Raw genomic sequence first — 14655 nt, forward strand, 5'->3', positions numbered from 1 at the left:
GGCGGTTCAACGTGGTAGCAGACGGCGGGCGGACTCCCGGACGCGGCGTTCCTCGTCCGGGAGGACGAAGAGGGTGAGCTGTTCGCCCTCGGGGGCGGCTACGCGCAGGCAGCGCTGCTCCCAGGGCGTGTCGACAAGTTCGCCCGCGGCCGGGGCGCCGGCCCCGGCGAGGCGAGCGGCCAGCGCGCGCAGCTCCGCCTCGTCGCGGACCTCGACGCGCAAGGCGTGATCACGGCCATGCCGGGACCCGGTCTCGGAGTCGTCCACCAAATCCCACTGAGCCTCGTCGAACAACTCGATCGCAGCCGGCGCCACGGCGAACAGCACGCCGCGCTGCCCGCCGGGGTGGGTCCACTCGTCCACGATCGGCAGTCCGAGGCCGTCCCGGTAGACGCGGACCGCCGCGTCGAGGTCGCGGACTCGTAGGCAGATCCGCAGTTCGTCGAACGCGCGGCGGCTTCCGCCCGGGTGCGCCGCCGGACGGCTGACGAGCACATAGACGTGTCCGTCCGGGGCGCGAAAGTGGGACCACTCGGTGGCCCATGAGGTCTCGACCCCCACGTGCACGTCGCCGATGAACTCGATGCCGTGGGCCTGTAGTTCGGCGCGCGCCTCTCGAACGTCGTCCACGAGCAGGCCCGCGACCGGGTGGTCGAAGAAGGAGTGCTCGGTGTCGGTCGGCTTGAACACCTCGAAGGCGTCGCCGTCGGGCAGGTCGAAGACGACGGCGTCGGGCTGGTCGAGGCCGACCGGCAGGCCGACGACGTCGGCGAGGAAGTCGCGCATCGACTCAAAGCGCGGGGTCCGCGAACCGACCCAGGCCATTCCATATACGCGCATGTTGTCCCTCCTCTCAGGATTCGGCGGCGGGAATGGCGGCGCCCGACGCGGATTCCGTGCGGACCGCCTGGATGAACGCCGTGTCGACCTCGCCGCAGGCCGCGCAGATCGGGGCACCGTCGGCGGCCGGGTCGCGGTCCATCTCGACGGCCGTGTACGAGCGGTCGCAAACGTGGCAGGCGAGCCGGGCGGCCCAGGGGTCGTCCACCTCGTCACTCAGGTCGCCCTCGCGCCGCAGCAGGCTGGACGGGGCGAGTTTGAGCACGACCGCGTACAACAGGACGCTGACGGCCAGCGCGACCACCGGGGCGAGCGGGGACAGCCTGGGGAACTGCTGCGGGCTCTGCGTCAGGGCGATCCCGACCGCGGAGGCCACCACCCATACCCCCAGGCCCGGTGTGACGGCGCGCAGCCGGCCCGGCCGGAACTCCGGCCCGTTCCTGCGGTCGGCGGGGGTCAGCACGAAGTGCGTGAAGACGATCCCGATCCAGCTCACCAGGAACACGCCCTGCCAGGCGAGGACCTTCTGCAGCGAGGAGAACACGTCGGTGAGCATCAGCAGGTACGCGACGGCCGCCACGGCGACCACCCAGACGGCGCGCGGCAGCCGCAGCCCGAACAGCCGTGCGGCCAGCCGCCCCCAGTTGATCGAGGACAGGTAGTAGTTCAGTGTGTTGACCCGGGTCTGGGTGACGACGGTCAGCAGCACGCCCCACAGGCCGAGCGTCTGCACGATCGCCTGAACGACGCCGACCTCGGCGGTGGGGTCGCTGGGCAGCACCGTGCGCACCAGGTAGATGCCGGCCAGGCCGTTCAGCAGGAACATCCAGCCGTAGTAGACCCAGCCGAACGTGACGTGCTGGTGGAACCGCAGGTCCTGCGGGCGGCCCATCCGGGAGAACTCCAGGCTGGTGGCCATGAGCAGCCAGATGCCCATGTAGACGCAGAAGGTCATCAGCCAGCCGGGCAGCGGCCGGGCCTGCGGCGGCACCACGCCCGCGAAGGAGGCCCAGTCGGACCCGCCGTCGTTCTGGACGGCCGCGACGACCACGGCGGCGATGATGCCCACGATGTAGATCGGCAGCAGGTAGCCGTTGATGCGGTCCATCCAGGTCTGGATGCTGCCGACCATGAGGGGCAGCACCGCGACGATGACGATGAGATACCACCAGCGGATGTCGAGCGCGCCGAAGTGGATGTGGAACGCCTCGGCGAGCACGCTGCTTTCGAAGACCGCGTAGTAGGTGGTGCTGGCCGCGATGAGCAGGGCGGTCAGCGTCGCCCCGTAGGTGCCGAACATGCGGCGGGACAGCAGGGTGGGGTTGAGCCCGGTCCTGATGGCCCAAGCCGTCAGGAACCAGTTCAGGATGGAGTAGACGACGACGGACAGGACCAGGCCGATCACCGCCTGGCGGGTGCCGTACAGGGTGGACACCAACGCCCCGTAGAACAGCCACACCATGGCGCTCAGCAGCGACCAGTTCGCCATGAGGAGCTTGAAGCGCGGTACGCGGGCGGTCAGCGGGACCGCGTGCTGGGCGTAATCCTCGACCCTCTGCTCGGCGACGACCCGGGGGTCGTCTGTGTAGGACACCGACAGTTCTGTTCTCCGACCGGACATCATGCGTCCCTTCTCCAGGCCGGGAGTGAGCGCGTACGCTCGATGGGGGGCGTGCATGCATAAGTGCATGCACATAAGGGGCCGAAAAATCAGCCCCGATCCGCGAGCAGCCAGCCGGCGTTCGGGACGACCGGCTCCAGGCCGAGCTCGCGCAACGTCCGCCACACGGTGGCGATCGAAGCCGTCACCACCGGGATGTCGAACGAGTCCTGGATCTGCTGCACCACCGGCAGCGAGGGCATCTGCACGCACGCGCTGAGCACCAGCGCGTCGACGCCGGAGGTGTCGACCTTCGCCGCGATCTCGGGGAGGTTCTGCGGGTCGAGCCGTCCGACCGCCAGGTTGTCGGAGACCTCCAGGCTGACGGCGTCCTGCACCTCGACGCCCTCCGCCTGGATGTACTCGCACACGGTCTGGGTCAGCGGCTTCATGTACGGGGTGATGACCGAGATCTTCTTGGCGCCGAGGTGCTCCAGCGCCTCGACCAGCGCGCCCGCCGAGGTGAGGACGGGCGCCCTACCGGCGGCCTTCGACAGACGCTCCTGGCTGATCCGGTGGTAGCCGGGCGAGTGCGCCATGATCGCGACCAGGCAGGCGTAGGCCATCACGTCCACGTCGGCGTCGGCGAGTTGCTCGGCGCACGCCACCGACTGGTCGTCCATCGCGCGCAACTGCTCGGGGTCCACGTGCTGCATCCGCATCCGCGCCGAGTGGAAGGTGAACCGCTCCGGCGCGATCTGTTCACGGGCCCGCAGCATCGCGGGGATCTCGGTCTCCATCGTGGTGTTGGAGCTGGGCACGATCATGCCGAAGCGCAGGGCGGTCATGGGGACTCTCCTTCGGTGCGGACATGCCGCAGGTTGGCAGTGGACAGATCGAGGGCGCTGCGCACCCCGGGCCGCAGCCAGCGCAGCGTGGCGGGCCGGGTGATCAGCCGGTCGGCGGTGATGCCGAGGTCGACGCCCACCCCGCGGGCCGCCAGCGGCAGGCTGGTGAACACGTGGTCGGGGTTCTGGTCCAAGACGAGCCCGAGCGCCGCGTCGATGAGGTGGAACTCCAGCACCTGCCGGGTGAGCTCGGCGTCACGGTCGCGCATCGCCTCCAGCAGCAGCCGGTCGAGCCGGGTGAAGTCCTCGGGGGCCTCCGGATGCGACAGGTAGAGCCGCTGGTGCCGGTAGATCTTCAGATGCAGCGACTCGGTCAGCTCCGCCCATGCCGTGGGGTAGCGGCCCAGCGCGGTCTGGTGGAAGCGCAGGTGTGCCTCCTGGAAGTCGCGGATGCGGCGGCCGTCGTTCTCCATCCGCTCCAGATCCTCGGCCATCCGGGTCAAGTCGCCGTCGGTGAGGTCGGCGAGGATCCCGGCGACCGTCGGCGGCTCCACCAGCAGCCGCAGCCCGTAGTACTGCTCGACGTGCGCGGGGGTGGTCGGCGCGACCTGCATACCGCGGTTGGCCTCCGACAGGACCAGCCCGTCGGCCTCCAGCCGGTGCAGCGCCTCACGCAGCGGCGTCCGCGACACCTGCAGTTCCTCGGCCAGCCCGCCCTGGGAGAGCCGGATCCCCGGCGCGTAGGCGCCGTCGATGATCCGCTCGCGCAGCGTCTGGTAGATCGACTCGACCGTGTTGCCGGCCCGCGACTCGGCCACCGTCAGCCGTTCCCTTCGCCCGGAGCGTCCTCAGATCCCAGCGCGATGGCGAACAGCCGGCTGAACCGCTCCGGGTCCTGCCGCGCGATGATCTCCAGCTGCATGGCGTCCAGCAGAATGCGGTGGCCGTGCCTGGGTACGAAGATCTCCAGTCGCTCGCCCTGGCGGGTCCACACCTTGCGGATCTGGACGCCGGTGAACTCATTGCCGATGCCGAAGCTCTCGCCGGCGCGCACGACCCCCTCGGGCAGCGGCGGTTCCGCAGTCATGTCAGCTCCCCTTCATCGACTTTGTCGGCATCTATGACCTGTGCGGGACCACCGTAGGAGTCCGGCCGGACACCGCGCAGGACCGGCAGCATTTCCCGGCGCCGTGTGACCTCATCGAGATCCAACTCCAGGACGCGGCTCGCGGCGGGCGCCGTACCGAGGTCGGCGAGCACCTCGCCCCACGGGCCGGCGACGAGCGCGTGACCGTAGGTGGGGAACGCGTCGTCGTCGGCGCCCCGCACGGTCGCCGAGGCGACGACGTAGGCGGAGTTCTCCACGGCACGGGCGCGCAGCAGCAGTTCCCAGTGCGCCTCCCCGGTGCGCTGAGTGAACGCCGCCGGGACGAGCAGCACCTGCGCCCCCGCCAGCGCCAACGCCCGGTACAGCTCGGGGAAGCGCACGTCGTAGCAGATGGTGAGGCCGACGGTCACCCCCGCGACCCGCAGCAGGGCGGGCCGGTCGCCGCCCGTCTCGACCCCCGACGCTTCGAACGAGCGGCCCTCGATCCGCGCGTCGAACAGGTGGATCTTGTCGTAGCCGCCGGCGACCCGCCCGTCCGCGGCGATGACCAGCGCGGTGTTGTGGATGACTTCGCCGGTCCGCCGCTTGAAGCCGCCGAGCACCACCGTCGTCCCGGCAGCCCCGGCGGCCTCGCGCAGCGCGTCGATCTGCGGGGAGTCCACCGTCAGCGCCGCGTCCCGCATCTCGGCGTTGGTGCCGAGCATCAGGCCGTTCTCCGGCAGCAGGACCAGGTCGGCGTCCGCGCAGGCGTGGATCATCGCGCACGCGGTCTCGACGTTGGCGGCGACGTCACGGGTGGCGTGCCACTGGGTGAGGCCGACCTTCAGCGTCCGGTCAGGCATGCCCGGCCTCCCTCGTCGCGGGGGGCACGGTCCGGCAGCGGCAGGTCCACCACGGTCCAGCCGCCGCCCGAGGCCTCCATCGGCTCGTAGGCCAGCACCTCGCCGCGGACCCCGGGCCCGGCCAGCCCCAGCATGATCAGCCAGTTGAGGAACTCGTACTGGCCGTGGTCCAGCAGCGGGTAGGGCTCCAGGTTGCCCAGGTCGTTGCCCCGTCCGGCCTGCAGCATCTCCAGAATGTAGGTGTCGAACTCAACGTCCACGCCGCCGAACCTGCCCGGGTCCAGCCAGTGCGACAGCCCGCCGGTCGCCAGCATCGCCACGCGCCTGCCGCGTGACTCCACCACCGTGCGCAGCACCTGGCCGAAGGCGCGCGCCCCGAACGGGGAGAACGACCGCGCGGGCTGGGTGATGATCGGGATGACCGGCAGGTCGGGCCTGGGCAGGAGCTGCCGCAGCGGGACGATCAAGCCGTGGTCCAGGTCGATCCGGTCGGACTCCTCGACCTCCATGCCCTCGGCGCGCACGGCGTCCACCATCGCCTGCGCGAACTCCGGGTCGCCGGTGAGCGTGAGGTCCAGGTCGGGGCGTTTGAAGAACTCCATCGAGCCGGTGTGCGAGGCGCCCGTCCCGATGACGAACGCCCCGGTCCGAAAGCTCTGGAAGTGGCAGTCGGCGGTGACCAGCAGGACCTCGGGGTCGGCTGCCGCGAGCCGTTCGGCCAGCCGCCGGTACCCGTCGGTGAGCCGCTCGACCGCGTCTGCCGGGTCGATCTCGGGCCGGGCCAGCAGGTCGGGCACGTGCGAACAACCCCCGGCGAACACCAGGTTCTCCGGGACGTCCGGGTCGGGCAGCGGGGCGGAGGCCTCCACGTGGAAGCGGCTGCTGCTGGTGGAGTCGCCGAGGTCGTCGGCGAACCACCGGCTCACCAGGATGGTGATGCCGTCCACGACCCCGGCCGAGCGCAGCCTGTCGCGCCGCCCGTCGGCGATGACGGCGGCCCACTCGGCGTCCAGGCCGAGCTCGGCGCCCACCCCGGCCGGATCGGCGCGGAACCTGGCCAGCAGCGCGGTGTCGCGGCCGAGTGACAGGATCGCGTTCTCCAGGACCTTGGCGTCCATCGTCACTCCTCCTCGACCAGCACGCCGTCACGGACCACCGCGTGGCCGTCGATCTCGACGGTGCAGCCGCGCATCGGGATGTCCAGGTGCGCGGGGGTCTCCCGGTCGGCGAAACGGTTGGGGCCGGTCGACCACATGAAGTTCCCGGCGGTCGAGCGGAGCTCCTGGCCGTAGAGGGAGCGCGGGTCGTACACCTCCAGCGCCGACCAGCGGGCGATCGGGTGCACGCCCCAGCCCATGTGCGACACGGCGTACACGGCCTCGTCGTCCCATGCCTCGAAGTAGTCGCGCAGCACGAACGCGTCGTTGCCGGAGCCCTCGACGCCGGTGATGAAGCCCTTCTCGATGGTCAGCGTGACCGTGTCGCGGACCGCCCGCTGCCAGGGGATCAGCACGTCGCCCGGCTGCAGGACGATCGTCCCCTGGGCGGTCAGGTCGTGCGGGAAGCAGGCCACGAAGCCGCTCGGCCAGTGGTCCCAGCGGCCGGGCTCGTCCACGTACCCCCACTGGTGGGTGATCGGCAGGTCCTCGCCGGAGATGTCGGCGGTCAGGTCGGTGCCCGCGGCCGAGGTCACCCGCAGGGTGCTGCCCGCCTTGAGCCGGCGGCCCCCGGCCTCGACGACGGCGCGCAGCTTCTCGTCGCCCATCAGGCGCTCCAGTACGTCGGCGGGCTCGGCGACGAACAGCATCCGCTTGCCGTTCCCGGTGATCCGCGTCCGTACGTCGGAGTGGATGAGACCACCGACGGTCACATCGATGACCAGGTCGCATTCGGCGGCGGCGGCCAGCAGTGCGGCCACCTCCCGGCCGTCGCCCTCGTGCGGCGGCAGCAGCGGATTGGACAGGCTGGAGGCGGTCAGCACCAGGGCGCCCGCTCCCAGGTCGCGCGCGGCGGCGACGGCGGCCTGGACGTACTCGTCCTTGTGGCCCAGCTCGGAGATCACCGCGACCGTCTCCGACGAGGTCAGCCTGCACAGCCGGTACTGGTCGACGAACAGTTCACGCAGGGTTTTCGGCATGGGGCCTTCGCTTTCTCGATGAGGGATCACAGGGTGGAGCGCAGCGCGCCGCCGTCGACCGCGAACGCCTGGCCGGTCACGAAGGAGGCGGCGGGAGAGACCAGGTAGGCGGCGGCGCGGGCGATCTCGTCGGGCTCGGCCCACCGGCCGAGCGGGATCGCGGAGACGACCTTGCCGATCTCCTCCTCCTCACTCGTCCCGTTGGCGGCGGACTTGGCGGCCACGATGGTGCGCATCCGGTCGGTACCGGTCGCACCGGGCATGAGCTGGTTGACGCGGACGCCGTGCGGTGCCAGTTCCAGCGACATCTGCTTGGCCAGCGCCGACAGCAGCGACCGCATCGACGCCGACAGCACACCGCCGGCCTGGGGCTGCTTCACCCAGGTCGAGGTGATGAACAGGATCGAGCCGCCGCCCTCCTGCCCGGCCATCTGCCGGGCCCCGGCGGTGGCGAGCTGCACCGCGGGCCGGACGAGCTGGTCGTAGGCCAGCGCCCAGTCCTGCGCCCCGGTCTCCAGGAACGGCATGATCTTCGGTCCGGGGGTGTTGACGACCAGCGCGTCGAGCCGGCCGTGCGCCGCGACGACGTCGGGCACCAGCCGGTCCACGGCCGCCTCGTCGGCCAGGTCCACCGGGTACGGGGTGCGGCCGGGCGCCGCCTCGGGCTCGCGGGCGCTGATGGCGACGTGCGCGCCCTCGGCGGCCAGCAGGTCCGCCACCGCTGCGCCGATGCCCCGGCTCGCCGCGGTGACGAGGGCGACCCGACCGTCCAGTTGCAGGTCCATGCGCGCTATTCCTCGATGGTGATGGCGAGTTCGGGGCACGCCGCCGCGGCACGGCGGGCGGCGGCCTCGTCGGAGGGGACGCCGTCCCCGATCACCGCGGCGTAACCCCACTCGTCCAGCTCGAACAGGTTGGGCGCGAGCTCGGCGCACGCGCCGTAGCCGCTGCATTTGGTGGCGTCGACGAACACCTTCACGTCGTTTCTCCTAACGTCCGAAGTGGTCGGGGAACTCGTCGTGGACGGTGCGGGCCCAGCCCGCCGCACCGTCCAGAAATGCGCAGGCGCCGCGACCCGGCAGGGTTCGTCCCCAGCGCTCCAGGTTGTGCCGGTCGGTGTCGGAGGCGGTCCCGTCGCGCAGCGCGGCGAACGCGTCCCGGATGGCGGCGGTGCCCTTGAGGCACGCCCCGCACTGCTGCGCGGACTCGGCGGCGTACCAGGCGGTGATCTCGGCGGCCACGGTGAGCGGGTCGGTCCCGGGGGCCAGCGCGGTGATCGCGCCGCAGCCGAAGCCGGACCCGGCCGCGCGTACCGCCTCGTAGGTGCACACGGTCGAGGCGTGCGCGGGGCCGAGCAGGCCGCCGAACCAACCGCCCATCACGAACCCCGCGGGCGCACCGGTGAACCCGCCCGCGACCTCGAACAGCTCGGCGACCGTGAGCCCGAACGGGACCTCATAAACACCGGGTGCCGCGCACGCACCGGTCAGGGTGACCAGCGTCGTGCCCGGGGAGCCGGCGGTGCCACTCTCCCGGTACGCGGCGGCGCCGTTCCGGGAAATCCACGCGGCGTGCGCGAGCGTCTCCACGTTGGACACCAGCGTGGGACGGCCGTCCACTCCCGAGTCGCAGACCCGCGGCGGGCGGGCCGTCGGCAGCGCCGGGCCTCCGCTGATGGACCGGCAGGCGGCCGTCTCCTCACCCGCCACGTACGTCGGCTCGACGACGTGCACCTCGGGGACGAGACCGGGGACGGGCAGCTCCGCGATGGCCTCGCGCATCGCGGTGACCGTCTCCTCGTGGGAGAGGTAGACGACTGCGCGGTCCGCTCCGATGGTCCGGGCGGCCAGCAGCAGGCCGTCCAGCACCAGGTGCGGGCGGTTGAGCAGCAGCCAGCGGTCCTTGCGGGAGCTGGGCTCACCCTCCTCGCCGTTGGCGACGACCACGCGGGGGCCGGACGCGTCAGCGACCGTGCGCCACTTGACGCTCGCCGGGAATCCCGCCCCGCCGCGTCCGCGCAGCCCGGCGGCTTCCAGCTCGGCGATGACGTCGTCGCAGGCGGGCGGGGAGTAGGCGCCCCGCTCCAGTTCGGCGGCCAGGTCCAGCGGCCCCGGCGTGAGCAGCCGGTGCTGCGTCGCGGTCGTCACCATCGGGCCAGCACCTCCTCGACGCCGATCACGTCGCCGTACTTGGCGTCGATGTCGAGCAGGCTCGCCTCGTGCGGGCCGGGCGCCCGGTCGCCGACGCACTCGCGGGGAACGAACACCGCCAGGTTCGCCGCACACGCGTCGACGGCCGTGGCCCGCACACAGCCGGACGTGGTCGCGCCGCACACCACCAGCGTGTCCACCCGTTCGGCGGCCAGGCGCCCGGCCAGGTCGGTGCCTGCGAACGCGGAGGCGGCCTTCTTGACGATCACTGGTTCCCGGACGGGCAGCCGTTCGTCGATCTCGACCCACTTCGAGCCCTCGGTGAGGGCGCGCATCGCCGGCATCTTGCGGAGCCACACCAGGCGGTCCAGCTCCTCGGGCGGGTAGGCGATGGTGGTCAGGAACACCGGCGCCCCCACCGCCGTGGCACGTTCCACCACCTCGGCGGTCCGCGCCACGACATCGTCCAGGTCCGACCCGGGCGGGCAGGCCGGGTCGGTGAACCCGGCCTGGAGGTCGACCACGACCACCGCCGGGCGCCGCCCCCAGGTCAGGCGCCCGGCCAGGCCGCCCTGCTCGTACCGCTCCCGGGTCTGCGCGATCCAGGCGCTCATTCGAACGTCAGCCTCGGCCAGGCGCCCTGTTCGACGCGCATCATCTCCGCGTAGAACCGGTACAGGTTGCGCTGCACGCCCTCCTCGTACCGGGTCCAGTACGCGATGCCGGGGCCGGGCCAGTCCGGGACCTCCTTGGCGATCCCGACGCCGGGCATGCCCATCTGGTAGTTCAGCTGGAAGTCCAGCAGTTCCGCGGCCACCGAGCGGCCGGTGCGGCCCACCGTGATCCATGGCTCGGTGTCGTCCATCTCGAACGCACCGCCCATGGAGAAGGTCCCCAGGCCCGCCCGGTAAGCCCGGTCCTTCTGCTCGGGGGTCATGTTCTTGTAGACGCAGAACCAGTTCCAGATCTCGACCTGGCCAACGCCGTGCGGCTGCCAGGTGCGGATCGTCATCACGCCCGTCGGCGGGTGGTTGGTGCCGTCCTCGGTCATCGGCAGCGCCAGGATCGAGAAGTTCGGGAAGACGTTGGCGACCATGACCCGGGAGCGGCGCGCGATGTCGAGCTGGTGCTCGCTGATCCGGGCGGTGTCGAAGGTCGCGGCGAGGTCCTCGGGGAAGCCGAAGAACTTGGGACCGGGCTCATCCTCGGTCGGGGCCATCGAGAACGACAGCGAGTGGCCCGGCGACGCCTGGATGTGGTACCCCATCATGTTCTCCCGGAAGGGGACGGGGAACGCGCCGATCTCCCACACCGACCGGTGCAGCGTGCCGAGGTGGTAGTCGTCGCCGGCGAAGTTGTCGCTGCCGGACTTCCAGTTCGCGTCGATGACGAACCGCTGGGGCGCGCCGACGATCTCGATGCCGTGCTCGTTCAGCCCGAACAGCAGGTCGAGATACCACGCCATGCCGCCGAGGTAGTCCTCCAGCTCCGGAGCGCTCGGGTCGAGCGTGGCGAAGATCAGGCCGTGGTAGGAGCGGACCCGGGCCGCCTTGGCCAGCCCGTTGCCCTCCTTGGGCATGCCGCCGAAGGCGTTGCGCCACAGTGGCGCGCCGACCAGGTCGCCCTTGGTGTTGTACGTCCAACCGTGGTACGGGCAGCGAAAGTGCGAGGTGTTGCCGGAGTCGGATCGGCAGACCTGCACGCCCCGATGCCTGCAGGCGTCGAACAGCACGTGGATCTCGCCCTGCTCGTCCCGCACGACGATGAAGTTGTCCTCACCGATCTTGCGCAGGACGTAGTCGCCCTTGGCCTCGATCTCCGACTCGTGGGCCAGGAACACCCAGCACCTGCCGAAGATGGAGCGCAGCTCCCGGTCGTAGATCTCCTGGTCGCCGAAGATCCCCGCCGGGACCTCGCCCCGGTCCAGGCCCTCGGTCAGCTGGTCGAGAAGCTGCTCGCTCCGTGTCATCGCCGTGCTCCTCAAAAGAAGATGGAAAGGTTGTGGGTGCCGATCACCGTGAGGTCCAGCAGGACCCGGCGGTGGAGCAGACGCAGCGTCCCGTCCTCGCGCCGCAGCGTGTCCTTGCGCTCCCCGGACAGCAGCTGCGGCTGGGTCTGGTCCTGACGGGTACGGAAGATCAACAGGTTGCTGCGCACCCCGACCAGGCCGTCGCCCTCGTCGGTCACCTTGATGTTGGTGACGAAGTGCCGGATCCGGGAGGGCGGGTCCTCGGCCCACGCGTACGCCGTCTCGTTGCGGGCGACCCGGCTCTGCAGCGACCCGTAGGTCTCGTCCAGGTGGAACGTCCCCTCCAGGAAGCCCATGCCCCGCGCCCGTTCCACGGTCTGCCGCAGCGGCACCTGGTAGACGATGTCGCGGCTGACCATGCCCTCCAGCCACTCCCGCTCCCGGTAGTCGTCCAGCAGCTCGGCCTCGGCGTCCATCCACTCGACGACCTCGCTGTGGAGCGCGCTGCCCACCCGCACCCTGACACCGGTTCCCATCACGGCGCCCTCCTTCCAAAGGTGGGCACACTTTTGCATACACTCTTGAGTGCAGACAAGGGGGTGGCGAGAACCACAGGTTAAAGATTGTTTCGACCGGGCCGAGCATCCCCCGGGCTCCTGGCGATCAACGGGGGAAGAGCACTGGCCGGGCCGTCCGGACGAGGCTCAGTGCCGGTCGGCCTTGCGATAGCGGATGTGCTGCGGCCGTTCCCCGGAGGGCGACCGGGCCAGCAGGCGGTCCAGTTCGGCGTGAACGGCCTGCAGGTCTTGGCGGTGGGTGCCCGACAACGGCGGACCCTCGTCCGCAGCGGCGCTCAGCAGTGCCAGCCGGTCCCTGACGTCGGTGGTGACGGCGGTCAGCAGCTCCCGCCGGAACCGGCGGCCCAGCCCACGACCGAAGTCGCCACTCGCCAGGCGCCGGGTGAGTTCGACGCTCCAGTCCTGGGCGATCTCCGGCGATGCGCCGTGCTCGACGAGCGCCGGTGCGAGCCCGCGCACCACCGCGACGGCCAGCGCCGCCGTGGGCGGCCATGTGTCGGCGTCCAGACGGCGCACACAGGTGTCGAGGGTCAGGCCGCGCCGGTATCCCATGCAGAGCTGGTGCACGACCGCGTCGGCACCCTGCAGGAAGGGAGCCTCCTCACCGATGGTGACGGTGGCCCGGGACCGGTCCTCCGCCTGGACGGGGGACGGCGGCCGCGGCCGGGAGGCAGGGGCGTCCGCGGTCTCCTCCAGGATCGCCAGCAGTTCGCGCGCCCCTTCGGACCTCTGGACGTCGGGCCGTTCCCGCAGGGCCGCCACCGCGGGGGCGGGGCCGCCGCCGTCGGGCCACGGCAGCCGCCAAATGCCCAGGGCTCCCTTGCGGTAGTCCCCGGTGGTGCCCGGCGTCAGGCTCCACGGCAGGGTGGGACGTTCCCCGAGCGCCAGCAGCAGGACGTCGATCGCGCCCACCGCGGCCGGGTCGGCGGGGCTCAGGGCACCCAGCCGTTCGGCCCAGTAGCGGGAGTCGGAGGCCGAGAGCCGCCCGGCGGCCAGCAGCTCCCCGAAGGGTCCCAGCACCAGGTGCAGCCGCTCCAGCGCGGCCGCCCCCTCCAGCAGCGCCGCCAGGCAACCGCGCCCGGCCGCGGTCAGCCGCCGGAGCCTCTCGGGTGTCAGCGGATCGGGATCGTCGGCGGCCAGCGCGTCGCACAGCACCACGAGCAGCTGGGGATCCTCGGCGGGCGCCGACAGCAGCCACAGCAGGCCCTCGCCGAGTCGGTCACGGCCGACGGCGCTGATCCGTGCCACGAAGGCGCACAGCACCAGTGGATGGTCGAGCACCGCCCGCAGCGTGCGCGGATGCCCGGCGGTGGCGCCGGGGACGAGCACGCTGTCGTGGACCAGCCCGGCGGCGGCCCGTGCTCCCCGCTCGGCCGCCTCGGCGGGCTCGTCCGGCGGGGCGACGAGCGAGGCCAGGAACTCGTCCCCCCGACCGTGCCGGTACGCCAGCAGCAGCTCGGCCTCGAACCCGGTGCGCTCACCGGACCACAGCGACCGGCGGCACCCGTCGGTCATCGCCGCGAACAGCGCGGTGGCGTCCTCGTCGGCGAGTTCCCGCCACCACCGCTCGATGAGGGGCCAGTCCTGCGGCTCGGCCAGTCTGATCATCCGGACCAGCGCCCGGCGCACGGCGGGCAGGTCCGGGCCGTCGACCGGGGCGGGCCCGCCGCCGAACAGCGTGCGCAGTTCGTCCAAACCGAGTTCGCCGTCCGGCACCCGAAGCGACCGTGTCATCTCGGCCAGCGCCCGGACGGCGGGCTCGGGGTCGTCGCAGGAGTGGGGGGTGACGTCGGAGGCCAGCCGGTCGATCACCGCCGCGCCGCCGAGTCGGCCGATCGCGACCCGCAGCGGAGCGAGGTGCTCGTCCTCGACGGCGGGGTCGGCGGGGGCCGGGGCCGCCCCCCGCCAGGGCATCGCCGTGATGCCGTCGCCGCCGGCGTGCCGGGCGAAGAACAGCCGCAGCCTGTGCGGGGTGGCGCTGTTGGCCCAGGTGGTGGCGGTGAGCTTGGCGCGGTATCCGTACGGCAGCCAGGCCGCCACCCCGTCCAGGAAACGCAGCCGCTCCTCCAGGGAGGCGGCCTCCGCCTGGGTGACGCACACTCGCCGCCCGCGCGCTAGGAGGGCGGCGGCCTGGGCGGCGTCCGGCTCCGCGTCCCGCAGCTCCTCGGCGACGGCGGCGGGATCGAGCGCGGGCGGTTCGACGGTGATCAGCGGGCCGGTGCCGGATCCGGGCAGCTCGACGCGCGACAGGTGCTCGTACAGGGTCAGGTAGGCCGCCCGAGTCTCGCCCAGCGCCTGGAAGGGAAAGAAGAAGAAACGCGTCGTGGTGGCCTCCAGGACTTGGCCGTGCTCCAGCGTCTGCAGGGCCATGCCCAGATGGGGGACCTTGGAGACGTCCACCGCCCCGATGGTGACCCGGGGCAGCGCCCCCTCGGCCTCGGGCGTACCGGGGGAGAACCGGGTGATGAGCTGCCTGAAGTGGCCTGGACGCAGCCGTCCGTCGCTGCACGCCAGGACCGTGTAGTCGCCGTCGGAGTCCGACGCGACGCCCCACAGTGCCCACTCCGCCTCGATCGCCGCCAT

At 71.7% G+C, this 14655-nt stretch carries 15 protein-coding genes; all 15 read right to left on the reverse strand.

The window, feature by feature from the left end; all coding sequences use genetic code 11:
- Nucleotides 1-6: 6 nt before the first annotated feature.
- The gene (locus tag C4U03_RS32820; protein WP_103943548.1) at nucleotides 7-840 is read right to left on the reverse strand and encodes a VOC family protein; all 834 of its coding nucleotides are present in this window, start codon (nucleotides 838-840) and stop codon (nucleotides 7-9) included.
- A 13-nt stretch (nucleotides 841-853) separates the two neighbouring features.
- Nucleotides 854-2434, reverse strand: coding sequence for a purine-cytosine permease family protein (locus tag C4U03_RS32825; protein WP_103943550.1), 1581 nt, complete (start codon nucleotides 2432-2434; stop codon nucleotides 854-856).
- Between the two features lie 116 nt (nucleotides 2435-2550).
- Nucleotides 2551-3288, reverse strand: coding sequence for a maleate cis-trans isomerase family protein (locus tag C4U03_RS32830; protein WP_103943552.1), 738 nt, complete (start codon nucleotides 3286-3288; stop codon nucleotides 2551-2553).
- Entirely contained in the window at nucleotides 3285-4106 is an 822-nt protein-coding gene (locus C4U03_RS32835) for a GntR family transcriptional regulator (protein ID WP_103943555.1), read from the reverse strand. Before C4U03_RS32835 ends, C4U03_RS32830 begins: the two co-directional genes overlap by 4 nt.
- 2 nt (nucleotides 4107-4108) lie before the next feature.
- A complete protein-coding gene (locus C4U03_RS32840) occupies nucleotides 4109-4375 on the reverse strand; it encodes a hypothetical protein (protein WP_103943557.1) in 267 nt (88 codons plus the stop codon).
- Nucleotides 4372-5238: a nitrilase-related carbon-nitrogen hydrolase gene (locus tag C4U03_RS32845; protein WP_103943558.1), complete on the reverse strand. Its 867-nt coding sequence runs from the start codon at nucleotides 5236-5238 to the stop codon at nucleotides 4372-4374. Before C4U03_RS32845 ends, C4U03_RS32840 begins: the two co-directional genes overlap by 4 nt.
- Nucleotides 5220-6356: a DODA-type extradiol aromatic ring-opening family dioxygenase gene (locus tag C4U03_RS32850; protein ID WP_103943560.1), complete on the reverse strand. Its 1137-nt coding sequence runs from the start codon at nucleotides 6354-6356 to the stop codon at nucleotides 5220-5222. The genes C4U03_RS32845 and C4U03_RS32850 overlap by 19 nt, the downstream gene beginning before the upstream one ends.
- A 2-nt stretch (nucleotides 6357-6358) precedes the next feature.
- The gene (locus C4U03_RS32855) at nucleotides 6359-7375 is read right to left on the reverse strand and encodes a M29 family metallopeptidase (protein ID WP_103943561.1); all 1017 of its coding nucleotides are present in this window, start codon (nucleotides 7373-7375) and stop codon (nucleotides 6359-6361) included.
- Nucleotides 7376-7401: 26 nt separating this feature from the next.
- Nucleotides 7402-8160 (reverse strand): SDR family oxidoreductase, encoded by a 759-nt coding sequence (locus C4U03_RS32860; protein ID WP_103943563.1) that lies wholly within the window; start codon nucleotides 8158-8160, stop codon nucleotides 7402-7404.
- 5 nt (nucleotides 8161-8165) lie between these two features.
- Entirely contained in the window at nucleotides 8166-8354 is a 189-nt protein-coding gene (locus tag C4U03_RS32865; RefSeq protein WP_103943565.1) for a ferredoxin, read from the reverse strand.
- A 10-nt stretch (nucleotides 8355-8364) separates the two neighbouring features.
- The gene (locus C4U03_RS32870; RefSeq protein ID WP_103943567.1) at nucleotides 8365-9525 is read right to left on the reverse strand and encodes an NADH-ubiquinone oxidoreductase-F iron-sulfur binding region domain-containing protein; all 1161 of its coding nucleotides are present in this window, start codon (nucleotides 9523-9525) and stop codon (nucleotides 8365-8367) included.
- Nucleotides 9519-10139, reverse strand: coding sequence for an isochorismatase family protein (locus C4U03_RS32875; RefSeq protein ID WP_103943569.1), 621 nt, complete (start codon nucleotides 10137-10139; stop codon nucleotides 9519-9521). Before C4U03_RS32875 ends, C4U03_RS32870 begins: the two co-directional genes overlap by 7 nt.
- Nucleotides 10136-11494, reverse strand: coding sequence for an aromatic ring-hydroxylating oxygenase subunit alpha (locus C4U03_RS32880; RefSeq protein ID WP_103943570.1), 1359 nt, complete (start codon nucleotides 11492-11494; stop codon nucleotides 10136-10138). Before C4U03_RS32880 ends, C4U03_RS32875 begins: the two co-directional genes overlap by 4 nt.
- 11 nt (nucleotides 11495-11505) lie before the next feature.
- On the reverse strand, nucleotides 11506-12030 hold the full coding sequence (locus tag C4U03_RS32885; protein WP_103943573.1) for an aromatic-ring-hydroxylating dioxygenase subunit beta: 525 nt from the start codon (nucleotides 12028-12030) through the stop codon (nucleotides 11506-11508).
- 168 nt (nucleotides 12031-12198) lie between these two features.
- A complete protein-coding gene (locus tag C4U03_RS32890; RefSeq protein WP_103943575.1) occupies nucleotides 12199-14655 on the reverse strand; it encodes a hypothetical protein in 2457 nt (818 codons plus the stop codon).

The organism is Thermomonospora echinospora, assembly GCF_900108175.1.
In the GTDB taxonomy this organism is placed as follows: Bacteria; Actinomycetota; Actinomycetes; order Streptosporangiales; family Streptosporangiaceae; genus Thermomonospora; species Thermomonospora echinospora.